Consider the following 25550-nt stretch of genomic DNA (forward strand, 5'->3'; position numbering starts at 1 on the left):
TCCGCACGTCCCCCGTAAACCGCCGCGCCCTATCACGGCTCCAGGAAGCGCGCAATGCGAACGCTGCACTGCATCATGGCCCCACCGGGGCGTCTGCAGCCAGCATGGAGTCGATACGCGCGATATTGGCGTCCAGTTCCGCCTTCACCTGGCTACCGGCCGGGGCGCTGGCCGCCAGTGGCGCCCACACGTCGCGCGCCGCCTGCAACTGGCCGTTGCGGGCCAAAGCGAGACCGTAAAAATAGCGGGGCGCTGGCCCCTCCGGGTCGAGCGTCAGCGCGCGGCGATAGGCGAAGTCCGCGCCGGGTGAGACCACGCCGTCGGCATGGGCCACCAGGGCATTGCCCAGCCCCAGCCAGAGATTGGGATCGTCGGGGGTCGCGCGCAGGCCCGCCAGCAGGATATTGGCGGCTTCCCGCGTCTTGCCCTGCCGGCCCAGACCATCGGATAGCATGAGCCATTGCCCAGCCGGACCATAGCGTTCGGCAAGCCCGCGGCGCTGCTGCGCCAGCTTCTCGTCGAACTTGTCGCCCGCATTTTCCCTACTTACGCGCGGCGCGCCGGCCAGGCCCGGATTGCCCTGCCAGGCATAGCCAGCCAGCCCCAGCAGCAGGGCCGCCGCGCTGATCTCCCGCGCCGATCGCGGAATCCGGCCGAGCAGCAGTAAGGCGCCAAAGGCGACAACGGCAAGGCCGACCGCGATGAACCAGCCGGTCATGCCCGGTTCCTCCGTTTGATCCGGCCGCGCAGCAGCAGCAGGCCCAGGCCCAGCAGCAGCACCGGCGCGGCCCAGAGTGGCCAGAGGATCGGCGCGGCGGTGGGTTCATAGCTGACCCAGTCGCCATAGCGGGCGATCAGCCAGCTTCGGATCGCTTCGGGCTGCTCGCCCGCCATGATCCGTTCGCGAATCTGCGATCGCATGTCGCCCGCCATGCTGGCTCCCGAATCGGCGATCGACTGGCTCTGGCAGGTCAGGCAGCGGATGGTCTCCATCAGCGCCTTCGCCTTGCGCTCCAACGCCGGGTCAGCGATCTGCCGGTCGGCATAGGGCGCCGGCGGCAGCGCGGTCTGGGCGCTGAGCGGCGTGACGAAGAACGCCAGAAGGAGGGCAAAGATCAGCCTCATTGCGCGGCCCTCAATTTCTCAAGGATCATCGGTACGTCATCGGCACGGATATCGCCGATATGCTGGTAGGCGATCCGCCCCTTGCCATCGATGACGAAGGTTTCCGGAACACCCGACGATCCAAGCGCCATCTGCACCGCGCTGCGGGCGTCAAGGCCGATGCGGGCATAGGGATTGCCGTTGCGTTTGAGGAAGGCGTCCACGTCCGGGCGGGCATCGCGGATGGCGATGGCGTCGATCTGCGCCCCGGCCTTCTGGAGCGCTTCGAGTTGCGGCGCTTCGGCGGCGCAGGGGACGCACCAGCTCGCGAAAATGTTGAGCAGCCGGGGTTTGCCTGTGGCGAGTTGAGTGCTCGCCAACGCCGGACGATCGCTGGCGGCCGCGGGCAGGCTGAAGGCCGGCAGGAGCTGGCCGACCAGGCGCGAATGGATGACGCGATCGTCCGGCTTGAACAGGCCGCTGGCGAACAGGCCGACAAAGGCCAGGCACAACAGCAGCGGCAACCAGATCAGCAGCTTCCTCATAGCCGCGCCTCCCGCGCCCGCCATTTCATCAACCAGCCGCGCCGCTCGCGCCCGACCAGCGCCAGCGCGCCGCCCAGCGCGATCATGACGCCGCCGAGCCAGATGAGCGTGACGAAGGGCTTCCACCAGATGCGCAACTGCCAACGGCCGCCCTCCACCTCTTCGCCCAGCACGACGTAAAGCTGGCCGTCCCAGCGGGTCAGCAACGCCGCTTCGCTGGTGGTGGTCGGCGGCGAGGCGAAGAAGCGCGACTGTGGCCGGATCAGCACCGAAGAGCCGCCGCGGCGGGCGTCCATCTCCGCCTGCAACGCGGTCCAGTTATCGCCCGCGATCGGCGCGATCTGGCGGAAGCGGAGCGACCAGCCGGCGGTCTGGATCACGTCGCCGGGACGGGCGGCCACCAGCTTTTCGACCGTGAAGGCAGAATCGCAGGCCATACCGGCCAGGCTGACCGCGCAGCCCAGATGAGCGACGACCATGCCATAGGTGAAGAGCGGGGTGCGCAGCAGCTTGCGCTTCCATAATGGGGCGAGGCTGCCGACACCAACCGCGACCGCGATGACGAGGCCCAGAAAGGGCAGGATGCCGATGCGACCCCAGGCGAAAAGAGACAGGGAGATGGACACCAGTAGCGCGATGCACAGCGGGACCAGCAATCGTTTTCCAACAGCCTGCGCCTGGTCCTTACGCCAGCGGGTGAGCGGTCCTGCCGCCATCGCGACCATCAGCGCCAGCGCGATCGGCCCGGCGATCCGGTCGAAATAGGGCGCGCCGACCGATACTTTATGCCCGAAGGCTTCGGTCATCAGCGGATAGAGCGTGCCGATCAGGACGAGGCCCAATATGACCGTGAGCAGCAGGTTGTTGACCACCAGCATGGTTTCGCGGCTGACCAGTTCGAACGGCGCGCCTTCGCGTACCGATCCGATCCGCCAGCCGAACAAAGCCAGCGCGCCGCCGATATAGAGCGCGAGCAGGCCAAGGATGAAACTGCCCCGCGTCGGATCGACGGCGAAGGCATGGACGCTGGTCAAGATGCCGGAACGCACCAGGAAGGTGCCGACCATCGACATGGAGAAGGCGACCACCGCCAGCATCACCGTCCAGGCGCGCAGGGCGTCGCGGGTCGCCAGCACGGTGACGCTGTGGAGCAGCGCCGTCGCCGCGAGCCACGGCATGAGCGACGCATTCTCGACCGGGTCCCAGAACCACCAGCCGCCCCAGCCCAGCTCATAATAGGCCCAATAGCTGCCCGCTGTGATGCCCAGGGTCAACAACACCCAGGCCGCCAGCACCCATGGGCGCATGGCGCGGGCAAAGGCCGCATCAACCTGCCGCGTCAGCAGCGCGCCGATGGCGAATGAGAAGGCGACCGACAGGCCGACATAGCCGAGATAGAGGGTCGGTGGATGGAAAGCGAGGCCGGGGTCTTGCAGCAGCGGGTTCAAGCCCTGCCCGTCCGCCGGCGCCGGATCGATCCGCGCGAAGGGGTTGGAGGAGAAGAGCAGGAAGGCATAGAAACCCAGCGAGATCGCCGCCTGTCCGCCCAGCGTCGCCATATGGGCGTTGCGCTGCAGCGCGCGCTCGAACAGGGCGACGGCAGCGCCCGCCACGCCCATCACCGTCACCCACAGCAGCATCGAGCCTTCATGATTGCCCCAAGTGCCCGCGAATTTATACAGCCATGGCTTCATCGAATGGCTGTTGGTGACGACCAGCAGCACCGACATGTCGGAGCGCAGGAACAGGGTAATGAGCGCGGCAAAGGCGATCGCGGTCAACACGCCCTGCGCCACGGCTGCCGGCCGAACGGCAGCGAGGAGTTCCGTCTTTCCGCCCTTGAGACCGGCAAAGGCAAGAACAAGCTGGAGCAGCGCCAGCGCGGCGGCCAGCCAGAGCGCGGCGAGGCCGGTTTCGGCGATCATGCTCTCATTGCCTCAACGTCATGCTGACCTTGTTTCAGCATCCATCTCGCAACCGAGAGCGAAGGGAATTGCCGATCGATGGACCCTGAAACGAGTTCAGGGTGACGATGAGGGAGATGTCGGTTGGTAATCACCGCTCCACCTTCATCTCGTGCGTGCTCTCATTATAGCTCATGCCTTCCAGTTCGCGGGGCATGTAACGTTCGTCATGCTTGGCGAGCAGGTTGGTGGCGACGAACATGCCTTGGCCGTTGAACGATCCTTCGGCCACGACGCCGCTGCCTTCCTTGAACAGGTCGGGCGCGATGCCGCTGAAGGTCGCCGGGACGGTCGCCTTGCCGTCGCTCACATCGAAATGAATGGTGACGCCGTCGGCTGCGCGCTTCAAGCTCCCCTTGACCACCATACCGCCCAGGCGGATGGGCTTGCCCGGTTCGACGCCCTTGGTCTTGACGTCGTTGGGCGCGTAGAAATAGGCAGCCTCATCCTTGAGTGCGGAGGCCGCCAGCAGCCCCGCCCCCACCAGCGCCACCAGCGCCGCGAGCGCCAGGATCAGTCGTTGATGTTTCGCCTTCATGTCCGATCCGCAATCTGGTCGGCCCGCGTTTCAGCCCTGCGCATAGCGCGCCAGCTCGCCAGGCTGACGATCGCCGTACCCGCCAGCGTCACCGCATAGGCGGCGATCACGAAAGCCCATTGGTTCATCGCCCCACCCTCTTGCTCTATCCACGCGCCAGGCGTTGCATCCGCGCCTCGACCTTGTTCTGCGCCAGGATCGCCCGCATCCGCATCAGCACGATCGCGCCGAACAGCAGGGTGAAGCCCAGCAATGTCAGTCCCAGCGGCCAGAGCAAAGATCCGTCGATGCTCGACCCGCGCAGGGTGATGGACGGTCCCTGATGCAGGCTGTTCCACCACACCACCGACCGGTTGATGATCGGAATGTTGATCGCGCCAACCAGCCCGAAAATGGCGGTCACATTGCTGACGCCGCCCTGCTGCGCCTGCAGGGCGCTGGCATTGCCCAGCGCGATATAGCCGAGATACAGGAAGAAGAGGACCAGCATCGACGTCATCCGCCCGTCCCATTCCCACCAGGTGCCCCAGGTCGGGCGACCCCAGATGGAGCCGGTCATCAGGCAGATGGCGGTGAACAGCGCGCCCGGCGCGGCGATGGCGCGCCCGGCGACGGCGGCGAGCGGATGCTTCCAGACAAGCTGCATCAGCGCGGCAATGGCGATCCCGCTCCAGCCGCCCATGCCGAGCCAGGCCGCCGGCACATGGATATAGAGAATGCGCACCGTCTGCCCCTGCAGATAGTCGGCCGGGGTCAGGAACAGCCCGCAGGCGGAGCCGACGAGCAGCAGCAGCAGGCCGGGCCAGAACAGCCAGCCCGTCAACGGACGCGCGATCTTCAGGAAGCGGGCGGGATTGGCGAAACGATGCATCAGGGCTGCGTCTTTAGCCGCGCGCGCAAGGCAACGCCAGTAGGGCATTTTGCCGATAGCCTATGAACGAATCGCGTGAGCCGATTCCGGCCGGTGCGAACGCGTTGACATCCGCCATGCCGCTCGCCGATAGAGGATGAACCGGGCCGATGCGGACGCCCGGCCAGGCGATCGTCGCCCAAGTCCGCTCCATTCGTCGCATGTGCGGCGCGAAGGGGCGTGGGATGAATGATAAGAGCGATGCTTTTGGGCCGCCACGGCTCAGCCTGTGGGCGCTGTTCCTGAAATTCCTGGGGTTCGGCCTCCTCGCCTTCGGCGGCCCGGTCGCCCAGATCGCCATGTTGCGCAAGGTGCTGGTCGAACAGGAACGCTGGATCGCGCCGGGCCGGTTCAACCGGCTGCTGGCCGTGCTGCAGATATTGCCCGGCCCCGAAGCCCATGAATTATGCGTCCATCTGGGCATGGTCGCGCGCGGCCGCGCCGGCGGCATCGTGGCCGGCCTGGGCTTCATGGTGCCGGGACTGGTGCTGATGCTGGCGGCCGGCGCGGCCTATACGCGATGGATCGAAGGCAATATCGGCCTCGCGGGCCTCTTGCTGGGCGTGCAGATCGTCGTGCTGGCGATCATCCTGCGGGCCGTCGTGCGGATCGGCCAGCATGTGGTCGAAGATGGGCTGCTGCTCTGCATCGCCCTTGTCGGCCTCGCATCCCCGCTGCTCGGCGTGCCCTTCTACGTTCCGCTGGCCAGCGGCGGTATCGCCTATGCCTTCGCGCATCGCCCGATTCTGGCTATCGCCATCCTGCTGACGCCCGTCATACTCGCCGTGGCGCTGCTGCCTGTGGGCGGATCGGAACAGCTTCGCCCGCAAGCCATCGCCCATGCGGCGGTAACGCTGCCCATGCTGTTCGTGGCGGGCCTCAAGGGCGGCCTGCTGACGTTCGGCGGCGCGTACACCGCCATTCCCTATGTCCGCGCCGACACGGTCGGCCGCGGCTGGATCAGTGATGGTGCATTTCTCGACGGTATCGCGCTGGCGGGCGTTCTGCCCGCGCCGCTCGTGATATTCGCCACCTTTACCGGCTATATCGTGGGCGGCCCTGCCGGCGCGCTGGTCATCACCCTGGGCATGTTCCTGCCCGCGTTCGCCTTCTCGCTCGTCTTTTTCGAGCGGCTTGAAGCCGTGATCGCCAACCCGGCGCTCCATCATGGCCTCACGGGCGTCGCGGCCGCGGTCGTCGGCATCATCGCCGCCACCTTCATCCAGTTGGCCCAGGCGACGGCGATGCGGGTCGATCATGCCTGGGCGGCCATGGCCCTGGCCGGCGTCGCCCTGGTTCTTGTGTGGCGCGTGAAAGGGGCATGGGTCACGCCAGCGATCGTCGCTGGCGGCGCCATCGCGGGATGGCTGTTTCCCTTCTGACCGGGGCCCCATTTCAGCGTTCCAACGACGCAAATCCGGGAAACGGAACGTTTCGTTGCGCTTTTTTATGACAGGAGGGCGACAAAGCGGGCGGAAGTCCCTATATGCGCGCCCAAGGACGGCCCTGTGGGCCTGTCAGGAACGGCTATGGAACCGCTCGCACCCATGATTACGACAAACCCCTTCGACGACGACAAGTTGCGCGAGGAATGTGGCATTTTCGGTGTTTCCCGCGCGGAAACAGCGTCCGCCATCGTCGCGCTTGGCCTTCACGCCCTGCAACATCGCGGGCAGGAAGCCGCGGGCATCACAAGCTGGGACGGGCATGATTTCCATACCCATCGGGCGATGGGGCATGTGGCTGGGAATTTCGACCGGGACGAAGTGATTCGCGGTCTGCCCGGCGATACCGCCTGTGGCCATGTACGCTACTCCACCACCGGCGAAACGTCGCTGCGCAACGTGCAGCCGCTCTATGCGGAACTGAACTCGGGCGGCTTCGCCATTGCCCATAATGGCAATATCTCCAACGCGATGAAGCTGCGCCGCGAACTGATTCGCCGTGGCTCGATCTTCCAGTCGACCTCCGACACCGAAGTCATCATCCATCTGGTTGCGACGTCCAGCTATCGCACCCTGCTCGACAAGTTCATCGATGCGTTGAAGCAGGTCGAGGGCGCCTATTCGCTGATCGTCATGACGCCCGAAGGCATGATCGCCTGCCGCGACCCGCTGGGTATTCGCCCGCTGGTGATGGGCAATCTGGGCGAAACCACGATCTTCGCGTCGGAAACGGTTGCGCTCGACGTGGTAGGCGCCGACTATGTCCGCACCATCGATCCGGGCGAACTGGTCATCGTCACCAATGACGGACAGATCCGGTCGCATCGCCCCTTCGGCGACACGCATCCGCGTCCCTGCATCTTCGAACATGTCTATTTCAGCCGCCCCGATTCGATCGTCGACGGCTCCAGCGTCTATTCGGTCCGCAAGGCGATCGGCGCGCAACTGGCGATCGAGAACCCGGTCGAGGCGGACTATGTCATCCCCGTGCCCGACAGCGGCGTGCCCGCGGCGATCGGCTATGCCCAGCAATCGGGCATCCCGTTCGAACTGGGCATCATCCGCTCGCACTATATCGGCCGCACCTTCATCCAGCCGGGGGACAAGGTTCGCCATCTGGGCGTGAAGCTCAAGCACAACGCCAACCGTGCGCTGATCGAAGGCAAGCGGATCGTGCTGATCGACGATTCGATCGTGCGTGGCACGACCAGCCTCAAAATCGTGCAGATGATGCGCGAAGCCGGCGCGGCGGAGGTGCATATGCGGATCGCGTCGCCGCCGACCAAGCATAGCTGCTTCTACGGCGTCGATACGCCCGAACGCACCAAGCTGCTGGCCCACAAGCTGGACGTGGGCGGAATGCAGGACTTCATCCATGCCGACAGCCTGTCCTTCATCTCGATCGACGGCCTGTACAAGGCGCTGGGCGAAGCCAAGCGCGCTGACATCCGCCCGCAATATTGCGATGCCTGCTTCACCGGCGATTATCCCACCACGCTCACCGATCAGGATGACGTGGTGGTGACCAACCAGCTGGAACTGCTCGCCGAGCGCGTGGTCTGACGGCCTTGGGCGGTTCCTGACCGGGCCGCCCACTCCCTTTCATCCTTCATGCGGTTCCGATTGCGGTCGGGACGAGAGGAACATCATGTCCGAGCATCCCCTTTCTGGCCCACTTTCCGGCAAATTGGCGCTCGTCACCGGGGCGAGCCGCGGCATCGGCGCCGCCACGGCCGAAGCACTCGCCGCCGCGGGCGCGCATGTCGTGCTGACCGCGCGGACCAGCGGCGGGCTGGAAGAGGTGGAGGATCGCATCCACAAGGCCGGCGGCCATGCGACGATCGCGCCGCTCGACCTGACCGATGGCGAGAGCATTGGCCGGCTGGCGCAGGCGATCGGCGGACGCTGGCAGGCGCTCGACATATTGGTGCTGAACGCCGCGACGCTGGGCGCGCTGGCATCTGTTCCGGCGATCGACGCGAAGGAATTTGCGCGGCTGCTGACGCTCAACATCGCCGCGCCACAAGCGCTGATTGCGGCCTTCGACCCCATGCTGCGCGCCAGCGGCGACGCGCGGGTGGTGGCGTTGACCTCCTCGGTCGTGGCGCCGCGCGCCTATTGGGGCGCCTATGGCGCGTCGAAGGCGGCGCTGGAAACGCTGGTCGGCGCCTATGGCGAGGAGATGAAGAATATCTCCGCCATCCGCACCCATATCGTCGATCCCGGCGCGACCCGCACGGCGATGCGCGCCCGCGCCTTCCCCGGCGAAGATCCGGCGAGCCTCAAGGGGCCGGAAGTCGTCGCCAGCGCGATCGTCGATCTGGTCGCGTCCGATGCGCCGACCGGCCACAGGATACGAGTCGAAGGCTGACGGTTACGCCGGTTTGACCAGCGTCACCTGCGCCACATCGATGCCGCCGCCGCGAAAGCCGCCTTCGCAATACATCAGATAATAGCGCCACAAGGCCACGAAATGCTGGTCGAAACTGGCGGGCAACTGGCCTTCGTCGATCGCCCGGTCGAACCGCTCGCGCCAGCGGCGCAGCGTTTCGGCATAATCCGGGCCGAAGCGACGCACGTCCCGCCATTCCAGCCCCTGCTGCTCGGCCAGCGCGCGAAAGCGGCTTTCCGACATCAGCATCCCGCCGGGGAAAATATAGGCCTGGATGAAGTCGGCGCCCCGGGCATAGCGTTCGAAAATCGCGTCATCGATCAATATATACTGAATCGCCGCCTTGCCCCCTGGCTTGAGCAGGCGATGGATCGCGGCGAGATAGGCAGGCCAATAGGCCTGGCCGACCGCTTCCACCATCTCGACGCTGGCGATGGCGTCATATTGGCCCTGCGCGTCGCGATAGTCGGTCAGCAAAATCTGCGCGCCCGATCCCAGCCGGTCGCGGGCATAATCGGCCTGTTCGGTCGACAGGGTCAGTCCGCTATAGGCGATCGCGCACCGCTCCATCGCCTGTTCGGCCAGTCCGCCCCAGCCGCAGCCGATCTCCAGCAGCGACGCGCCGTCCGTCAGGTCCAGCCGGTCCAGGATCGCATCGACCTTGCGCCGTTGCCCCTGTTCCAGACTTTCGATCCGATCATCAGCATTGAGGAACAAGGCACTGGAATAATGCATATTTTCATCCAGCCAGAGCCGGTAGAAATCATTCCCCAAATCATAATGATAGGCGATATTGTGCCGCGATCCCGCCCGGCTGTTGCGCCGCAGCCAGTGCGTCGCGCGCCCGATCCATCGCCCCGGCCCGCGCGGCCGCGCCGCTTGCCCCAGCGCCGCCGCATTGCGCATGAACAGGGCGAAGAGCGGCACCGGATCGGGGCTGGCCCATTCCCCCGCCGCCCAGGCGCGATACCAGCCGGCCGATCCGCCCACGGCCAGCCGCACCAGCGCGCGCCAGGAGCGCAAATCCACCTCGCACTGCGGCCCCGGCGCCCGACCGCCCAGCAGGCGGCGCGTACCGTCGGGCAGCGACGCTTCCAGCCCGCCTTCTTCCAGGCCCAGGTCGATCCGGTCGAGCAAGCGATGGAACAGGGGCGCCAGCGCGCGGGACGTCCGGCTGGGGGCGCCGGATCGCGGCGGATGTTTGACCGATAGCGCGCGCCGGCCGCGCCGGGGAGTGATGGCGTTCATGACGCCAATCCTGCCGCAAGCCGGTCGCGGCTGCAATCACCCCTTGATGCGACGATAGGCGGTCAGAGCGCGTTCTCGCCCCTCACGATGGCCAATGATCTTCGCCGGATAGGCGGCCGGTCGCGCGCCATGGGCATCTGGATCGTGAATCGCCGCGTCGGGCAGGTCCGCCAGTTCCGGCACCCATGACCGGATATAATCGGCCGCGTCGAACTTGTCCGACTGGGTCAGCGGCGCCATGATTCGCGTGAACACATTGGCGTCGACGCCGCTGCCCGCGACCCATTGCCAATTGACGCTGTTATTGGCGTAATCGGCATCGACCAGCGTATCCCAGAACCAGCGCGCGCCATGTCGCCAATCGATCAACAGGTGCTTTATCAGGAAGCTGGCGGCGATCATGCGCACCCGGTTATGCATCCAGCCCGTCGTCCAAAGCTGCCGCATACCGGCGTCCACGATCGGATAGCCGGTCCTGCCCGTCTTCCATGCGGCGAAATCGGTCCGTGCTTCCCGCAGGTCGCGCCAGAGCAGCGCATCGAAATTGGATCGCGCATTTTCGGACCCATAAGCGGGCAAGCCGCAAATCTGGACATGTGCATAATCACGCCAGATCAACTCCTTGAGGAAGATCGTTGCATCATGGCCTGAAGATTCGACCCGGTGCCAGACATAGGCGGGCGACACTTCCCCGAAATGCAGATGCGGCGACAGGCGCGACGTTCCTTCGATCGACGGCAGATTCCGCGCGGTCGGATAATCGCCAACCTCGTCCATGAAATGCGCCACATTGGCGCGCGCGCCCTGCTCGCCCGGCGTCCAGTCCGCCCCGAAACTCTGCGCCCAGTCCGGCCTGGTCGGCAGCAAGGCCCAATCGTCCAGCGAATCGCCGTGCGGCCAGTGCGCCGGTCCATCGATCCGGTGCGGCGCGGGATGCGGCGCGGCGGGCGGCATATGCTCCGTAACGGCGCGCGAAAAGGGCGTGTAGATGCGATACATGCCGCCCGCCCCGGTCCGCACCGCGCCCGGCGGCAAGAGCAGGCCGCCGTCATGCAGGCTCAGGTCGAGCGTCTTGGCCACCGCCTTTTCCGCGTTGCGCCACCAGGGTTCGTAGTGATGCAGCGCATGGACCCTGGACGCCCCGACTTCCTTCGCCAATGCCGCCAGCACCTCCGCGCTGCGCCCACGACGCAGGATCAGGCGCGATCCCTTGTCCCGCAGGCTTTCGTCCAGCCGCGCAAGGCTATGGTGCAGCCACCAGCGCGCCGCGCCGCCCATCCTCCATTGACGCGGACCTTCATCATCAAGGACATAGACCGGAATCACCGGCCCTTCGCTGACAGCGGCGGCCAGGGCGGCCTGATCGGACAGGCGGAGATCCTGGCGAAACCAGAGGAGAAGGGGATCGGACATGCCGGGGCAATGCGCCCCTCCGCCGCCGGTTCCAAGCGGCCCTTGGGGCATATTGCCTTCGCCGTCCCGTCGATTGATCCGGCCATCGCGTCGCCGCAAATCGACAGGTGGATGATTCGGCCGATGGACGCGGAGCCCCGCCCTGCCTATTCTGGCTCCCGCGTCGTGTAGCGACGCCGATGACGATCTTTAGGCGGCAAGGACGTCGGGAACCGGAATTTTTGGGGATGACATGGCTTCGATGCCGAATGAAAATTTATTGCCATACCGGCCCTGCGTCGGGATCATGCTGGTGAACATGGACGGCAAGGTGTTCGTCGGCCAGCGGCTCGATAATGTGGTCGAGGCGTGGCAGATGCCACAGGGCGGCATCGATGAAGGCGAGGATGCCAGGGCGGCCGCGCTGCGCGAACTGCAGGAAGAAACCGGCATCCGCCCCGATCTGGTCGAAATCATCGCCAAGGCGAAGGACGAGCATTTCTACGATCTGCCGCCCGAACTGGTCGGCAAGCTGTGGGGTGGCAAATATCGCGGCCAGCGCCAATATTGGTATCTGGCCCGCTTCGTCGGTCTGGACAGCGACATCGATATCCAGACCAAGGACCCGGAATTCCGGGAATGGAAATGGACGTCGCCCGAAACGCTGCCCGACCTGATCGTGCCGTTCAAGCGCAAGCTGTATCGCGACATATTGCAGGAGTTCCGGGCGCTTATCTGACGGGGTAGGCGTTTGGGGGCTTAAAATCCCCGGTCGGTTGGCTATGACGGGGCGATGTATGCTCGTCTGATCCCCCTGTCGTTGCTGATCGTCGCCCTGCCCGCCACGGCGCGCGCGGCCGAATCGGCGCTGCTGCCACCGGCCGTCCGCGAAATGATGGAAGCTGCGATCGCCAACGGCAACGAAACCGAAATCGCCACCATTTCCAAGATCGCCAAACAGACCAACCCGGCCTCCGCCGACGAAATCCAGCGCATGGTCAACAGTTGGAAGGAGCGGACCAAGGCGACCCACGACACGGTGATTCGCGAAGCCCACTTCACCGAATTGTGGACCGGCCGGGTCGAGGCAGGCGGTTTCCGTTCCACGGGTTCGACCAGCGAGCTCGGGATCAGCGTATCCGCGACGGCGACTCGCGCCGGACTGCAATGGTCGCACAAGCTGACCGCCGCCGCCGATTATCGCCGCGCCAATGGCGTCACCTCGCGCGAACGCTATTTCGCCGGCTACGAACCCAAATATGAATTCGATCCGCGCGGCTTCGCCTACGGCCTCGCCCAGTTCGAACGCGACACCTCGATCGGCTATGACCAACGCTACACCGCCTCGGTCGGCGTCGGCTATAAGCTGATCGTCAGCAAGCCGGTCGATCTGTCGGCCGATATCGGTCCGTCCATTCGCCACGCCAAATATCTGATCGGCGAACGTGAGACGAAACTGGGCGTCCGCGGTTCCATGGCGCTGGCCTGGCGCGCCACGCCGACGGTGACGTTCAAACAAACCGCATCGGGCTATGCCGAAAGCGACGTCTATACGCTCAACGCCCTGTCCTCGGTAGAAACCAAGGTCAGCACACGGCTGTCGGCCGCTTTCTCCTACAATATCCAGTATGAATCCGAGACATTGCTGTCCAGCCGCGACCTCGACACGCTGAGCCGCCTGACCCTGACCTATGATTTCTGAACCACGCAATTTTATTGCGGGGGTGGAGACGCGCGCGGCGCTCTGATAGATCAGGGCGGATGACGGATTTTTCATCGCAGGAAAGGATGTTGCTCGACCGCGCTGCGGCCGCGCCGATGCTCGCGCAGACGCGGGCTTGGGCGGCGATCAACAGCGGATCGCGCAATCTGGATGGCCTCGCCCGCATGGCCGCAGTGCTGGTCGAGGCCTTTTCCACGCTGCCCGGCACGATCCGCCTGGTCGATCCCGCGCCGGTGGAGAGCGTGTCGCCGGACGGGCGAGTCCAGGCCATCGAACATGGCCGCCATCTCCATCTGTCAGTCCGTCCCGAAGCGCCCATCCGGCTGCTCCTCACCGGGCATATGGACACGGTGTTCCCCATAGATCACCCCTTCCAGCAGCAGCGCTGGCTGGAGCCTGGCATCCTCAACGGTCCCGGCGTTGCCGACATGAAAGGCGGGATCGCGGTCATGCTCGCGGCGCTCAACGCCATCGAAGGATCGGACGCGATCGCCACCCTTGGCTATGACGTCGTCATCAACAGCGACGAGGAAGTCGGCAGCCTGTCATCCGCGGCGCTGTTGCGGGAGATGGCGGCGGGCAGGCTGGCGGCCTTCACCTATGAACCGTCCGCCCTGCCCGACGGCACGCTGGCCGGCGCACGCGCGGGGAGCGGCAATTTCTCCATCATCGTGACGGGCCGAAGTGCCCATGCTGGGCGCAATCCCGATGACGGCCGCAACGCCTTGCTGGCGGCGGCCGACCTGGCGTTGCGGCTGAAGGCGGGCAGCGGTGCCGGATTTTCCTGCAACCCTGCGAAGATCGACGGCGGCAGCCCGAACAATGTCGTGCCCGACCATGCCGTGCTGCGGGTCAATTTCCGGCCGCGCACGCCGCAAGACGAGATCGCCGCCCGCGCCCTGATCGACCGGTCCATGGTCGATGTCGCGCGCGACCATGACGTCAGCCTGCATCTGCACGGCAGCTTCGGCCGGCCGCCCAAGCCGATGGACGCCAAGGCGCAGGCACTGTTCGGGCTGGTGCGGCAATGCGGCGCTGAACTGGGCCTCGACATCGGCTGGCGCGATACCGGGGGCGTGTGCGACGGCAATAATATCGCGGCCTGCGGCGTGCCGGTGGTCGATACGATGGGCGTGCGCGGCGGCAGCATCCATAGCGACGCCGAATTTCTGCTGACCGACAGCCTGCCCGAACGCGCGCAATTGTCGGCGCTGGCGCTGTGGCGGATCGCCCGGGGCCGGTTCGACCTGGATCGATATAAAAAAGAGGGGATAACCGCTTGAGCTTCATCATGCGCATCGCGCGCGCCGACGATCTGCAGACGCTCTATGAGATGGCGAAGCTGACCGGCGGCGGCTTCACCAACCTGCCGCCCGATCGCACCGCGCTGTCGGCCAAGCTGGAGCGCACCGAACAGGCGCTCGCACGGCAGGACGAGGGTATCGAGGACGAGTTGATCGTCATGGTGCTGGAAAATGTCGAGACGGGCCAAGTGCGCGGCACCTGTCAGATCTTTTCCACCGTGGGGCAAAGCTGGCCCTTCTACAGCTATCGTCTGGGCGTGCTGACCCAGCATAGCCGCGAACTGGGCCGCACTTTTCGGGCGCAAATGCTCTCGCTCACCACCGATCTGGAAGGGTCGGCCGAAGTCGGCGGCCTGTTCCTCCACCCGCGTGAGCGCGCCGAGGGGCTGGGGCTTTTGCTGGCGCGCAGCCGCTATCTCTACATCCGCGCCCACCGCAGCCGCTTCGGCGACAAGGTGCTGGCCGAACTGCGTGGCGTCATTGATGAAGCGGGCGGATCGCCCTTCTGGGACGGTCTGGCCGGGCGTTTCTTCGGCATGAATTTCCAGGAGGCGGACGAATTCAACGCGGTGAACGGCAACCAGTTCATCGCCGACCTGATGCCCAAGACCCCCATCTATACCGCGATGCTGACCGACAGCGCCCGCGCCGTCATCGGCCTGCCCCATCCCAATGGGCGCGCGGCGATGCGGATGCTGGAGACGGAGGGGTTCGACAATGCCGGCTATGTCGATATCTTCGACGGCGGCCCGACTATGGTCGGCCAGATCGACCAGTTGAAGACGATCGCCGCGGCGCGAGACGTAACTTTGTCCGCCACCCATGAAAAGGGCGGGGACAAGATGCTGATCGCAACCGGCAAGCTGGCCGATTATCGCTGCACCTGGGGCTTCGTGCAGCAAAATGACAGCGGCGCGGTGTCGCTCGACGCGGCCAGCGCGGCGCGGCTCGGCCTCGAAACCGGCGGTTCCTTCACCATGGCAGGGCGGGCATGAACGTCAGGGAAATCAATTTCGACGGGATCATCGGTCCCAGCCACAATTATGCGGGCCTCAGCCTCGGCAATCTCGCTTCCGCGCGCAATGCCGGCGCAGTGGCGCATCCCCGAGCGGCGGCGCTCCAGGGGATCGAGAAGATGCGCGGCAATATCCGCCTCGGCCTGGCTCAGGGCATCTTCCTGCCGCAATGGCGGCCCGACGTCGCCTGGCTGACGAAGCTCGGCACCGATGTCGGCGACGCCGATCCGCATATCCGGGCTGCCGCCATGTCCGCTTCCTCCATGTGGGCCGCCAACGCCGCCACCATCTCGCCCGCCAGCGATACGGCGGACGGGCGGACGCACCTGACCGTCGCCAATCTCGTCACCATGCCGCATCGCAGCCATGAATGGCCGCAGACGCTGGCGCAGCTCCGCATCGCCTTTTCCGACACCCGCGCCTTTGCCGTCCATGATCCCATCCCCGCCCCCTTTGGCGACGAGGGCGCAGCCAATCATATGCGTCTGGCGGAACGCCACGACCAGCCGGGCGTGGAAGTGTTCGTCTATGGCCGGTCGGGCGGCGCTTTCCCCGCCCGCCAGCATATGGAGGCGAGCAAGGCGGTCGCCCGCATCCATGGCCTCGATCCGGCGCGCACGCTGTTCGTCGAGCAGTCCGAAGCCGCGATCGCCGCGGGCGCCTTCCACAATGACGTCGTCGCGGTGGCGAACGAGCGGGTGCTCTTCACCCACGAACAGGCGTTCGCCGACAAACAGGCCTTCTACGCCGATCTGCGGGCCGCCCTGCCCTGTGTCGAGATCGTGGAGGTGCCTGCCTGCGCGGTCAGCCTGGCCGATGCGATCACATCCTATCTCTTCAATGCCCAGCTCGTCACCCTGCCCGACAGCGGCCCCTCGACTTCGCTCGGGACAGGCATGGCGCTGGTGCTGCCGACCGAGGCGCAGCAGACGCCCGCGGTCTGGAGCTGGCTGGAGCAGATGATCGCCGGCAATGGCCCGATCCGCCGCCTCATCCCGGTCGACGTGCGCCAGTCCATGGCCAATGGCGGCGGCCCCGCCTGCCTGCGGCTGCGCGTCGTTGCCGATCCTGCCGATATCGATCCCCGCTTCCTGGTGGACGAAGCGCGGCTGGATAATATTGCGCGGATCGTGTCCCAATATTGGCCAGAATCGATCGCGCCCGAGGATTTGAGCGACACACGGCTGATTGCCCGGATCGAGCAATCATGGTTAACGCTTGTTGACCATTTGCAGCTGTCGGGCGATCTTTCACCCTGACGGCGGGGGCAACGCCGGATGGAATCGACATGGAACGGATCAAGCGCCTCTTCATCATCAAGACCAAGTTCGAGGCGTTTCTGGTGATCTATGCGCTCGCGCTGGGCGCAGCCGAGCGCGGCCATGTCTATATGCAGCAATATCCAGGCGCCGGCGGCCATCTGCTGGCGCTCGCCTGTTCGGGCGCGGTCTTCATGGCGGGCGGCAAGATCATCGACGCGCTGGACTATCAGCGCGGGATATAGAGCCTTTTTCCAAGCCGGCAGAATCACCTGCTGACTCGGAACTCTGGCGCCCGCCCTCGTTCCGAAACGGATCGAACTCGACCAGCATGACAGCCTTCCCTGACTTATCCTGCCTCCATCACTGATGATGGAGTGCCGACAGGATGCTGGACGATCGACGCAGGCGCAGCGTGCCCGCCGCCGAACTGGTGCGCAATTTCGCCCATTGGCGCGAGGTTGGATCGCATGAGCCGGTGATGGTCACCCATCATGGCCGCGAAACCCATGTCTTCATCGGGCTGGACCGCTTTCGCACGATGACGGTCGGCGACGATGGCGCGGTCGCGCCCGACCGCACTTTCGAACTCGCCGCGCGGATGCATCAGGGGCTGATCCTGTGCCGCGCCGACCTGACCATCGATTATGTCAATGGGGTGGCGCTCGCGATGGCCAGGCGATGGGACCGGCGTCTGGAGGATCAGTCGCTGTGGGACGCCTTTCCCGAACTGGCCGGCACGCTGACGGAGGCGCATATCCGCCACAGCCTGGCTTCGGGCGAGGCGAGCGCGGCCGATATCCCCTCCCCCTTTCGCGGTGACGTCTGGCTGCATGTCCAGACCTTCCCCTTCGCCGGCGGCGTCGGCCTGCTGCTGCGGGACATCACCGCCGACATGCAGCGCCACCGGCTGGCCGACGTCAAATCGGCGATCCTCAAGGCAATGGGGGTGCATGGCGGGGTCGGTTATGTCCGGGTGTCGATGCGCGGCTTCATCGATGTCGTGAACGACAGCTTTTGCGCGATGGTCGGCCTGACCGCCGATCGGCTGTCGGACGTGCCGGTCGCCGACCTGGTCGCGCTGCCCGCTCGCCCCCACTTCCGCGAGCAGATGGAACGCGTGCTGCGTGGCGAAGGCGACATGCGGTTCGCCACCCAATTGCTGACCAACGACGGTTCGCTGGCGCCGATCGACGCGGCGATCGCCCGGCTGCACGGCATTTACGGTACGGAGGGCGCCGTAATCGTCATTACTCCCACGAACGCCGCCTGAATGCGCGACAACAACGTCCATATCGGATGATGTCCGGTGGGCGTGCGCAACTTTTGCGGAGAAGGCCAGTTTTTGTCTGCCGGGCGCTCGTCTCCACTATGTAAAACCCGCCAAATGCCCGACAGGCGAAGCATACGCGATATTGAACCGCGCCCCGTAGCATCGCTCTCATGTCTTACGATAGCGCCTGCTCCTTCACCCGATCGCGTCGACCGCTGGTCGCGCTGCTGCGCCATCAGGCCGGCAGCAGCCTGATCGAAGCGGCCTTCGCCCTGCCGCTGCTCATCCTGCTGCTGATGGGGATATTGGCCTATGGCAGCTGGTTCATAACCGCCCATAGCCTGCCACAGGCCGCCAATGATGCCGCCCGCGCGTCGGTGGCCGGGCTGAACGCGACCGAACGCCGCACGCTGGTCGACCAGAGCGTCGTTGCCGCGCGCGCCGCCTTCCCCGCCCCCGCCGCCCAGACGATCGGCGTCAGTACCGGCGAAAGCAGCGGCTATTATACGGTGACGCTGCGCTACAGTCTCTCCAGCGCGCCCTTGTTCTCGGCCATGCCCTTCCCGATGCCGGGCAACGTGCTGGAACGAAGCGCCGTCGTGCGGATCGCCAGCCAATGACCGGCGCGCGCTTCGACCGGGCGCTGGCGCGGGACCGGCGTGGCGGCGTGACCTTCATCCTGGCCGGATCGCTGTTCATGCTGGCGGGCGCCGCCACCGTCGCGGTCGATCTGGGATCGGTCTATCTGGCCCGTCGCCAGTTGCAGGGCGTAGCGGATGCCGCCGCGCTGGCCGCCGCCGATGGCGGACGAACCGCCGCCGAACAACTGGTCGGGCGCAGCGGGATCAACGGCGCGGCCCTCGCGACCTTCGACACCGGCAGCTATTCCGCCGACGCCTCCCTTCCGATGGACCAGCGCTTCCGAGCAGGCGATGCCAATGGCGGCGCCATGCGGGTGGAGGTGCGCCGCCGCGCGCCTCTCTTCTTCGCCCGCCTGCTGGTCGGCCGGGACGGCATCGACCTCAGCGCCCGCGCCACCGCCGCCCGCACCGACGCCGCCGCCTTCTCGCTCGGCACCGGCCTTGCTTCGCTCAGCGGCGGACTGCCCAACATACTGCTGTCCAATCTTGCGGGCACCGAACTCAACCTGTCGGTGATGGATTATAACGGGCTGGCCAGCGCCAATCTCGACCTGCTGCACATGGCCGATGCCCTGCGCGTACGGACCGGGCGCGACGGCGAAGCCTATGGGGCGCTGTTCGACAGGGAAATCCCCTTGTCCGACCTGCTCGGCGCGATGGCCGACAGCGCCGGGGCCAGCCCCGCCGCCACGACCCTGCTGGCGCTGTCCAGCCGCATTCCGGGCCGCGCCGTCCGTCTCAGCGACATTGTCGACCTCGGTCCGATGCGGGGCGCCGCCAATGCCACCGGACAACCCAATATCCTGCTCGACGCCTTCTCCATGCTGCGCATGGTGCTCAGCCCGCCATCGGGGACGACAATCCCGATGGACCTGCGCGTCACCGTGCCGGGCCTCAGCAGCACGCGGCTGATGCTGGTGACGGGCGAGGGACAGGCCCGCTCGCCGCTGATGAGCATCACCGCCAAGCGCGACGTGGTGCTGCGCACCGCCCAGACCCGCATCTATCTGGAAAGCTCCGTCGCCACTGCACTGTCCGGCATCGCCTCCGTACGAGTGCCGCTCTATGTCGAACTGGCGGCGGCGGAGGCGCGCCTGTCGGATATCCAGTGCGGCAGCGATGGCGGCGTCACCCTGGCGGTCACGCCGTCGGTCGGGACCGCGGTGCTGGGCGATGTCGATATGAGTGCGCTGACCAATTTTTCGGTCCCCGCCAACCCGCGCGCCGCCATGCTGGCACAGACGCTCGGTACGCGCGTCACCGGCTATGCCAATATCAGCCTGGGCGGCACCCAGACCCATAGCGTCCATTTCTCGCCGTCGGAGATCAGCGCGCAGCAGGCCAAGACCGTCAGCACGCAGGATCTGACGCAGGGCATCGCCGCCAGCCTGGCAGGCCAGACCCAGATACAGGTGTCGCTTCTAGGCATCACCATCGGCAACAGCCCGCTCAGCCCATTGGTCGGCGCGGTGCTGGGCACCACCGCACCACTGCTGGACGGCATCCTCAACAGCGTCACGGCCACGCTGGGCGTCCGGGTAGGGTCGGCGGAGGTGCGCGTCCATCAGCGCCGCTGCGGCATGGCGGCCATCGTCGCCTGATCCGTACCTTGATCCCCCTTGCCATGCCCGCGCTGCACCGTCAGGAGCAGGCCATGGGCGCTATCATGTTGCAGGGAACCGGATCGGACGTCGGCAAGTCGGTGCTGGTGGCGGGGCTGTGCCGCGCGCTGGCGCGCCGGGGCTATCGGGTGCGCCCGTTCAAGCCGCAGAATATGTCCAACAACGCCGCCGTCACCAGCGACGGCGGGGAGATCGGCCGGGCGCAGGCGTTGCAGGCGATCGCCTGCGGCGTCGCCCCCCATACCGATATGAACCCGGTGCTGCTCAAGCCGCAGGCCGATCGAACATCGCAACTGATCGTTCATGGTCAGGTGCGCGGCGCGCTGGGATCGGGCAATTTCCGCAGCGCGCGCGGGCCGTTGCTGGGCGCGGTGCTGGAAAGCTACGAACGGCTGCGCAGCCAGTGCGATATCGTGGTGGTCGAAGGCGCGGGATCGCCGGCCGAGATCAACCTGCGCGCCGGCGACATCGCCAATATGGGTTTCGCCCGCGCCGCCGACGTGCCGGTCATATTGGTCGGCGACATCGACCGCGGCGGCGTGATCGCCGCGGTGGTCGGCACCCGCGCGGTCATCGATCCCGACGACGCGGCGATGATCCGCGGCTTCCTCATCAACAAATTCCGGGGCGACCCGGCGCTGTTCGAGGATGGCTATGCCCAGATCGAAGCGCTGTCGGGCTGGCGCGGATTTGGCGTGGTGCCCTGGCTCGACGCCGTCGCGCGATTGCCAAGCGAAGATGCGGTGGTGCTGGAACGTCGGACCTTCTCGACCGTCGCGCCGCTGGTCGTCGCCTGCCCAGTGCTGCCGCGCATCTCGAATTTCGACGATCTCGATCCGCTCAAGCTGGAGCCGACCGTCGACCTGCGCATGATCGGGCCGGGACAGGCGATCCCCGGCGACGCGGCGCTGGTCATCCTGCCCGGATCGAAGGCGACGGTCGCCGACATGCGCGCCATGGTCGCGCAAGGGTGGGACATCGACATCCGCGCCCATCACCGGCGCGGCGGCGCGGTGCTGGGCCTGTGCGGCGGCTATCAGATGCTGGGCCGGACCATCGCCGATCCCGAAGGGCTGGAGGGACCGGCGGGATCGGTCGCAGGGCTGGGGCTGCTCGATATCGACACGCGCCTGTCCGGGGCAAAGACGCTGGAGCAAGTGCGCGGCCGCGCGCTAGACGCCGATTTTACCGGCTATGAAATGCATATGGGCGTCACCGACGGCCCGGACTGTGCCCGCCCCTTCGCCCTGATCGACGGCGCGCGCCCGGACGGGGCGATCAGCCGCGACGGGCGGGTGATGGGCAGCTATGTCCATGGCCTGCTCGGCAGCACGGCGCTACGCGATGCGTTGTTGCGGCGGCTGGGCGGCGGGTCGGCGGGGCGGGACTATGACCAGTCGGTCGAGGACGCGCTGGACGAGGTGGCTGCGCTGCTGGAAAGCCATGTCGATATCGACGCCATGGTGGCGCTGGCGACCGCCTGACGCTAAACAAAAAAGGCGGCCAGACGCCGCCTCTTTATTCGATCGAATGATGGTGCACCCAGAGCGATTCGAACGCCCGACCCTCAGATTCGTAGTCTGATGCTCTATCCAGCTGAGCTATGGGTGCGCAGGAAAGACGAACGGACCGCGGCTGTAAGCCCGGACCAAAAGCCCTTCGAAAAATGGTGCACCCAGAGCGATTCGAACGCCCGACCCTCAGATTCGTAGTCTGATGCTCTATCCAGCTGAGCTATGGGTGCGTGGAGACGCGCAGATAGAAGCGCTTGGCCGATTGGGCAAGCCCCTTTTTTGCACTTTTATGGCCTGGCAACTTTTATCCACCGTCCCTCGTTCAATGCGGCAGGAGGACGCCATGATGAGCTTCAATCTGAACGAGGTTGCGTTGCTGCTGGTGGTGCTGGTCATCGGCTGGCTGCTGGGTCTGATGATGAGCGGTCGCGGCAAATATCGGCGGCTGTGGCAGGACGAACAAGCGGTGCATCGCAGCGCGATCAAGGAGCGGGACGCCCGCATAGAGGCCTCCCATGCCCGGATCGCGGAGCTGGAACGCCAGTCGGCGGGACCGATCGGCGCTGGCACGGCGACGGCGGTCGCGGGCGCAGTCCATGGCCGCGACGATCTGAGCAGGATCAGCGGCGTAAGCCAGGCCCAGGAACTGTCGCTGAACGAAGCCGGCTATCATCGCTATGGCCAGATCGCCGCGCTCAATGCCGAGCAGGAAGCGACCTTGGAGGCGCGACTGGGCCTGAAACCGGGCACCATCGCGCATGAAGACTGGCGCAAGCAGGCCAGCGAGCTGGAGAAGGGCCACAATCGCGGCCTGTTCGGCTGAGCCTGCCCACAGCATCAGCCCAAAGAAAAAGGGCGGGGTTGATGCCCCGCCCTTTTTGCCGTCACTTCCGGGCGAGTGCCGCCTGCGCTGCGGCCAGTCGGGCGATCGGCACGCGATAGGGCGACGCCGACACATAGTCGAGGCCCGTCGCTTCGCAGAAGGCGATCGAGGCGGGATCGCCGCCATGTTCGCCGCAAATGCCGAGCTTGATGTCCGGACGGGTCTTGCGACCGCGCTCCGCCGCCAGTTCGATCAGTTCGCCCACGCCTTCGACGTCGATGCTGACGAAGGGATCGCGGGCAAAGATGCCCTTGTCCACATATTGCGTCAGGAACCGGCCGGCGTCATCGCGGCTGATGCCGATCGTCGTCTGCGTCAGGTCGTTGGTGCCGAAGGAGAAGAATTCGCCGACTTCGGCGATCTCGCCCGCCTTGAGCGCGGCGCGCGGCAGTTCGATCATGGTGCCGACCAGATAGTCGACGCGCTCGCCCTGCTCTTCGAACACTTCGGCTGCGACGCGATCGACGATCGCCTTCATCAGCTCCAGCTCCTTGGCGGTCGCGACCAGCGGGATCATCACTTCGGGGATCGGCGCTTCGCCGCCCCGTGCCTTGACGATCAGCGCCGCTTCGAAGATCGCGCGCGCCTGCATCTCGTAGATTTCGGGATAGGTCACGCCCAGGCGGCAACCGCGATGGCCGAGCATCGGGTTGAATTCATGCAGTTCCGCCGCGCGGCGCTTGAGCGTGTCGACGCTGACGCCCGCACCCTTGGCCACTTCCTCGAACTCCGCTTCGCCATGGGGCAGGAATTCGTGCAGCGGCGGATCGAGCAGGCGGATGGTGACGGGCAGGCCCGCCATCACCATGAATATCTGCGCGAAATCGTCGCGCTGTTCCGGCAGCAGCTTGTCGAGCGCGACGCGGCGGCCCTTCTCGCTGTCGGCCAGGATCATTTCGCGGACCGCGGTGATGCGCGCCGCGTCGAAGAACATATGCTCGGTGCGGCACAGCCCCACGCCCTCAGCGCCGAATTCGCGCGCGACCTTGCAGTCCTGCGGTGTTTCCGCGTTGGCGCGGACCTTGAGGCGACGGACCTTGTCCGCCCACACCATCAGCGTACCGAAATCGCCAGCCAGTTCGGGCTGCACGGTCGGCACTTCGCCCGCCATCACTTCGCCGGTCGACCCGTCAATGGTCAGGATGTCGCCTTCCTTCAGCTCGCGGCCGCCGACGCGCAGGATCTTGGTCTTGCCGTCGATCGAAATGCCGCCCGCACCGGACACGCAGGGACGACCCATGCCGCGCGCCACCACGGCCGCGTGCGACGTCATGCCGCCACGCGCAGTCAGGATGCCCTTGGCCGCATGCATACCGTGAATATCTTCCGGGCTGGTTTCGACGCGCACCAGGATGACGGCGTCGCCCAGTTCGGCGCGGCGCTCGGCGGTGTCGGCGTCGAACACGATCAGGCCGCTGGCCGCACCCGGCGACGCGGGCAGGCCCTTGGTCAGCACATCGCGCGGTGCCTTGGGATCGAGCGTGGGATGGAGGAGCTGATCGAGCGCGGCGGGATCGACGCGGGCAACCGCCTCTTCTTCGGTGATCAGCCCTTCATGCGCCATATCCACGGCCATTTTCAGCGCGGCCTTGGCGGTGCGCTTGCCCGACCGGGTCTGCAGCATCCACAGCTTGCCCTGCTGCACCGTAAATTCGATGTCCTGCATGTCGCGATAATGGGTTTCGAGGATCTGGAAGACGTTCGCCAGTTCGGCATAGGTCTCCGGCATCGCCTCTTCCATCGACAGCGGCTTGGCCCCGGCCCGCTCGCGCGCGGCCAGCGTCAGATATTGCGGGGTACGGATGCCCGCGACCACGTCCTCGCCCTGCGCGTTGATCAGATATTCGCCATAATAGGCGTTCTCGCCGGTCGACGGATCGCGGGTGAACGCCACGCCCGTCGCCGAGGTTTCGCCCATATTGCCGAACACCATCGCCTGCACGTTGACGGCGGTGCCCCATTCGCCGGGAATGTTGTTGAGGCGGCGATAGACCTTCGCGCGCTCCGACTGCCAGGAACCGAACACGGCCGAAATCGCGCCCCACAACTGGTCATGCACATCCTGCGGGAAGGGCTTGTTCCACAGCTTTTGCACCAGCGCCTTATATTCGGCGACCAGCGCCTTCCAGTCGGCGGCCGTCATCTCGGTGTCCAGGCTGTAGCCCTGGTCTTCCTTGGCGATCTCCAGCGCTTCCTCGAACGCGCCATGGTCCAGTTCCAGCACGACGTCCGAATACATCTGGATGAAGCGGCGATAGCTGTCCCAGGCGAAGCGCTCGTCGCCGCTGGTCGTCGCCAGGCCGATGACGGTTTCGTCATTGAGGCCCAGGTTAAGGACCGTATCCATCATGCCCGGCATCGACGCGCGCGCGCCCGAACGGACCGACACCAGCAGCGGATCGGCCGCATTGCCGAAACGCTTGCCTGTGATCCCCTCGATATGGGCGATGCCGCCAGCGACTTCCGGCGTCAGGCTTTCGGGATATTTGCCGCCATCGACATAATAGCGGGTGCACATTTCCGTGGTGATGGTGAAGCCCGGCGGCACCGGCAGGCCGATCGCGGCCATGCCGTCCAGATTGGCGCCCTTGCCGCCCAGCAGGTTGCGGTCGCCCTGCCCGCCATCATCGACACCGCCGCCGAAACGATAGACATAGCGCGTCGCGGTGCTGTTCATGATGGCCTCTTCCGTCGTAACCATGTGATCCGGCTCTCCCTGCACTGATTGCCGTGAATATTGTGCGCTGCAGCAGCCTTTACAAAAGCCAGGTGCAAAT

General features: G+C 65.9%; 24 protein-coding genes and 2 tRNA genes. 14 read left to right on the forward strand and 12 right to left on the reverse strand.

Annotated elements, in window-relative coordinates:
• Positions 1–73: 73 nt before the first annotated feature.
• The 7 genes from SBA_RS12710 to ccmC all read right to left on the reverse strand — a co-directional run bounded on the left by SBA_RS12710 (position 74) and on the right by ccmC (position 5022).
• Complete coding sequence (locus tag SBA_RS12710) at positions 74–718, reverse strand: tetratricopeptide repeat protein (RefSeq protein ID WP_261934711.1); 645 nt, start codon at positions 716–718, stop codon at positions 74–76.
• Positions 715–1125: a cytochrome c-type biogenesis protein gene (locus SBA_RS12715; RefSeq protein ID WP_261934712.1), complete on the reverse strand. Its 411-nt coding sequence runs from the start codon at positions 1123–1125 to the stop codon at positions 715–717. The genes SBA_RS12710 and SBA_RS12715 overlap by 4 nt, the downstream gene beginning before the upstream one ends.
• The gene (locus SBA_RS12720) at positions 1122–1649 is read right to left on the reverse strand and encodes a redoxin family protein (protein WP_224549502.1); all 528 of its coding nucleotides are present in this window, start codon (positions 1647–1649) and stop codon (positions 1122–1124) included. Before SBA_RS12720 ends, SBA_RS12715 begins: the two co-directional genes overlap by 4 nt.
• Positions 1646–3574, reverse strand: coding sequence for a heme lyase CcmF/NrfE family subunit (locus SBA_RS12725; protein WP_261934713.1), 1929 nt, complete (start codon positions 3572–3574; stop codon positions 1646–1648). Before SBA_RS12725 ends, SBA_RS12720 begins: the two co-directional genes overlap by 4 nt.
• A 130-nt stretch (positions 3575–3704) precedes the next feature.
• Positions 3705–4151: a cytochrome c maturation protein CcmE gene (gene ccmE, locus SBA_RS12730; RefSeq protein ID WP_224549500.1), complete on the reverse strand. Its 447-nt coding sequence runs from the start codon at positions 4149–4151 to the stop codon at positions 3705–3707.
• Entirely contained in the window at positions 4148–4279 is a 132-nt protein-coding gene (locus SBA_RS12735) for a hypothetical protein (protein ID WP_261934714.1), read from the reverse strand. The genes ccmE and SBA_RS12735 overlap by 4 nt, the downstream gene beginning before the upstream one ends.
• A 17-nt stretch (positions 4280–4296) precedes the next feature.
• The gene (ccmC, locus tag SBA_RS12740; protein WP_261934715.1) at positions 4297–5022 is read right to left on the reverse strand and encodes a heme ABC transporter permease CcmC; all 726 of its coding nucleotides are present in this window, start codon (positions 5020–5022) and stop codon (positions 4297–4299) included.
• Between the two features lie 224 nt (positions 5023–5246).
• Here ccmC and chrA point away from each other — a divergent pair, with 224 nt between their 5' ends.
• From chrA to SBA_RS12755, 3 genes are all read left to right on the forward strand, one after another.
• Positions 5247–6443 carry a chromate efflux transporter gene (gene chrA, locus SBA_RS12745; protein WP_261934716.1) on the forward strand — a complete coding sequence of 399 codons (1197 nt, stop codon included), beginning with the start codon at positions 5247–5249 and terminating at the stop codon, positions 6441–6443.
• Between the two features lie 165 nt (positions 6444–6608).
• Entirely contained in the window at positions 6609–8069 is a 1461-nt protein-coding gene (gene purF / locus SBA_RS12750) for an amidophosphoribosyltransferase (RefSeq protein WP_224549494.1), read from the forward strand.
• Positions 8070–8154: 85 nt separating this feature from the next.
• Complete coding sequence (locus SBA_RS12755; RefSeq protein WP_261934717.1) at positions 8155–8877, forward strand: SDR family NAD(P)-dependent oxidoreductase; 723 nt, start codon at positions 8155–8157, stop codon at positions 8875–8877.
• Positions 8878–8880: 3 nt separating this feature from the next.
• Here SBA_RS12755 and SBA_RS12760 read toward each other — a convergent pair whose 3' ends face one another.
• Both SBA_RS12760 and SBA_RS12765 read right to left on the reverse strand, forming a co-directional pair.
• On the reverse strand, positions 8881–10146 hold the full coding sequence (locus SBA_RS12760) for an SAM-dependent methyltransferase (RefSeq protein WP_261934718.1): 1266 nt from the start codon (positions 10144–10146) through the stop codon (positions 8881–8883).
• Positions 10147–10182: 36 nt separating this feature from the next.
• The gene (locus SBA_RS12765; RefSeq protein ID WP_261934719.1) at positions 10183–11559 is read right to left on the reverse strand and encodes a cryptochrome/photolyase family protein; all 1377 of its coding nucleotides are present in this window, start codon (positions 11557–11559) and stop codon (positions 10183–10185) included.
• A 232-nt stretch (positions 11560–11791) separates the two neighbouring features.
• Here SBA_RS12765 and SBA_RS12770 point away from each other — a divergent pair, with 232 nt between their 5' ends.
• From SBA_RS12770 to SBA_RS12815, 10 genes are all read left to right on the forward strand, one after another.
• The gene (locus SBA_RS12770) at positions 11792–12277 is read left to right on the forward strand and encodes an RNA pyrophosphohydrolase (RefSeq protein ID WP_224549486.1); all 486 of its coding nucleotides are present in this window, start codon (positions 11792–11794) and stop codon (positions 12275–12277) included.
• 54 nt (positions 12278–12331) lie between these two features.
• Positions 12332–13240: a DUF481 domain-containing protein gene (locus SBA_RS12775; RefSeq protein WP_224549484.1), complete on the forward strand. Its 909-nt coding sequence runs from the start codon at positions 12332–12334 to the stop codon at positions 13238–13240.
• A gap of 59 nt (positions 13241–13299) precedes the next feature.
• The gene (locus tag SBA_RS12780; RefSeq protein ID WP_261934720.1) at positions 13300–14544 is read left to right on the forward strand and encodes a hydrolase; all 1245 of its coding nucleotides are present in this window, start codon (positions 13300–13302) and stop codon (positions 14542–14544) included.
• Complete coding sequence (locus SBA_RS12785) at positions 14541–15560, forward strand: arginine N-succinyltransferase (RefSeq protein WP_261934721.1); 1020 nt, start codon at positions 14541–14543, stop codon at positions 15558–15560. The genes SBA_RS12780 and SBA_RS12785 overlap by 4 nt, the downstream gene beginning before the upstream one ends.
• Entirely contained in the window at positions 15557–16840 is a 1284-nt protein-coding gene (locus SBA_RS12790) for an N-succinylarginine dihydrolase (RefSeq protein WP_261934722.1), read from the forward strand. The genes SBA_RS12785 and SBA_RS12790 overlap by 4 nt, the downstream gene beginning before the upstream one ends.
• Before the next feature lie 29 nt (positions 16841–16869).
• The gene (locus SBA_RS12795; protein WP_224549477.1) at positions 16870–17085 is read left to right on the forward strand and encodes a hypothetical protein; all 216 of its coding nucleotides are present in this window, start codon (positions 16870–16872) and stop codon (positions 17083–17085) included.
• 143 nt (positions 17086–17228) lie between these two features.
• On the forward strand, positions 17229–18113 hold the full coding sequence (locus tag SBA_RS12800) for a PAS domain-containing protein (protein ID WP_261934723.1): 885 nt from the start codon (positions 17229–17231) through the stop codon (positions 18111–18113).
• A 170-nt stretch (positions 18114–18283) separates the two neighbouring features.
• Entirely contained in the window at positions 18284–18733 is a 450-nt protein-coding gene (locus SBA_RS12805) for a TadE/TadG family type IV pilus assembly protein (protein WP_261934724.1), read from the forward strand.
• The gene (locus SBA_RS12810) at positions 18730–20355 is read left to right on the forward strand and encodes a pilus assembly protein TadG-related protein (protein ID WP_261934725.1); all 1626 of its coding nucleotides are present in this window, start codon (positions 18730–18732) and stop codon (positions 20353–20355) included. Before SBA_RS12805 ends, SBA_RS12810 begins: the two co-directional genes overlap by 4 nt.
• 53 nt (positions 20356–20408) lie before the next feature.
• The gene (locus SBA_RS12815; protein ID WP_261934726.1) at positions 20409–21860 is read left to right on the forward strand and encodes a cobyric acid synthase; all 1452 of its coding nucleotides are present in this window, start codon (positions 20409–20411) and stop codon (positions 21858–21860) included.
• 50 nt (positions 21861–21910) lie between these two features.
• Here SBA_RS12815 and SBA_RS12820 read toward each other — a convergent pair.
• Both SBA_RS12820 and SBA_RS12825 read right to left on the reverse strand, forming a co-directional pair.
• A tRNA-Arg gene (locus SBA_RS12820) sits at positions 21911–21987 on the reverse strand.
• 56 nt (positions 21988–22043) lie between these two features.
• A tRNA-Arg gene (locus SBA_RS12825) sits at positions 22044–22120 on the reverse strand.
• 113 nt (positions 22121–22233) lie between these two features.
• Here SBA_RS12825 and SBA_RS12830 point away from each other — a divergent pair.
• Positions 22234–22713, forward strand: coding sequence for a hypothetical protein (locus tag SBA_RS12830; protein WP_261934727.1), 480 nt, complete (start codon positions 22234–22236; stop codon positions 22711–22713).
• Between the two features lie 61 nt (positions 22714–22774).
• Here SBA_RS12830 and ppdK read toward each other — a convergent pair whose 3' ends face one another.
• Positions 22775–25474, reverse strand: coding sequence for a pyruvate, phosphate dikinase (gene ppdK, locus SBA_RS12835; protein ID WP_261934728.1), 2700 nt, complete (start codon positions 25472–25474; stop codon positions 22775–22777).
• Between the last annotated feature and the right edge of the window lie 76 nt (positions 25475–25550).

The sequence above is a fragment of the Sphingomonas bisphenolicum genome (genome assembly GCF_024349785.1).
GTDB classification, from domain to species: Bacteria; Pseudomonadota; Alphaproteobacteria; order Sphingomonadales; family Sphingomonadaceae; genus Sphingobium; species Sphingobium bisphenolicum.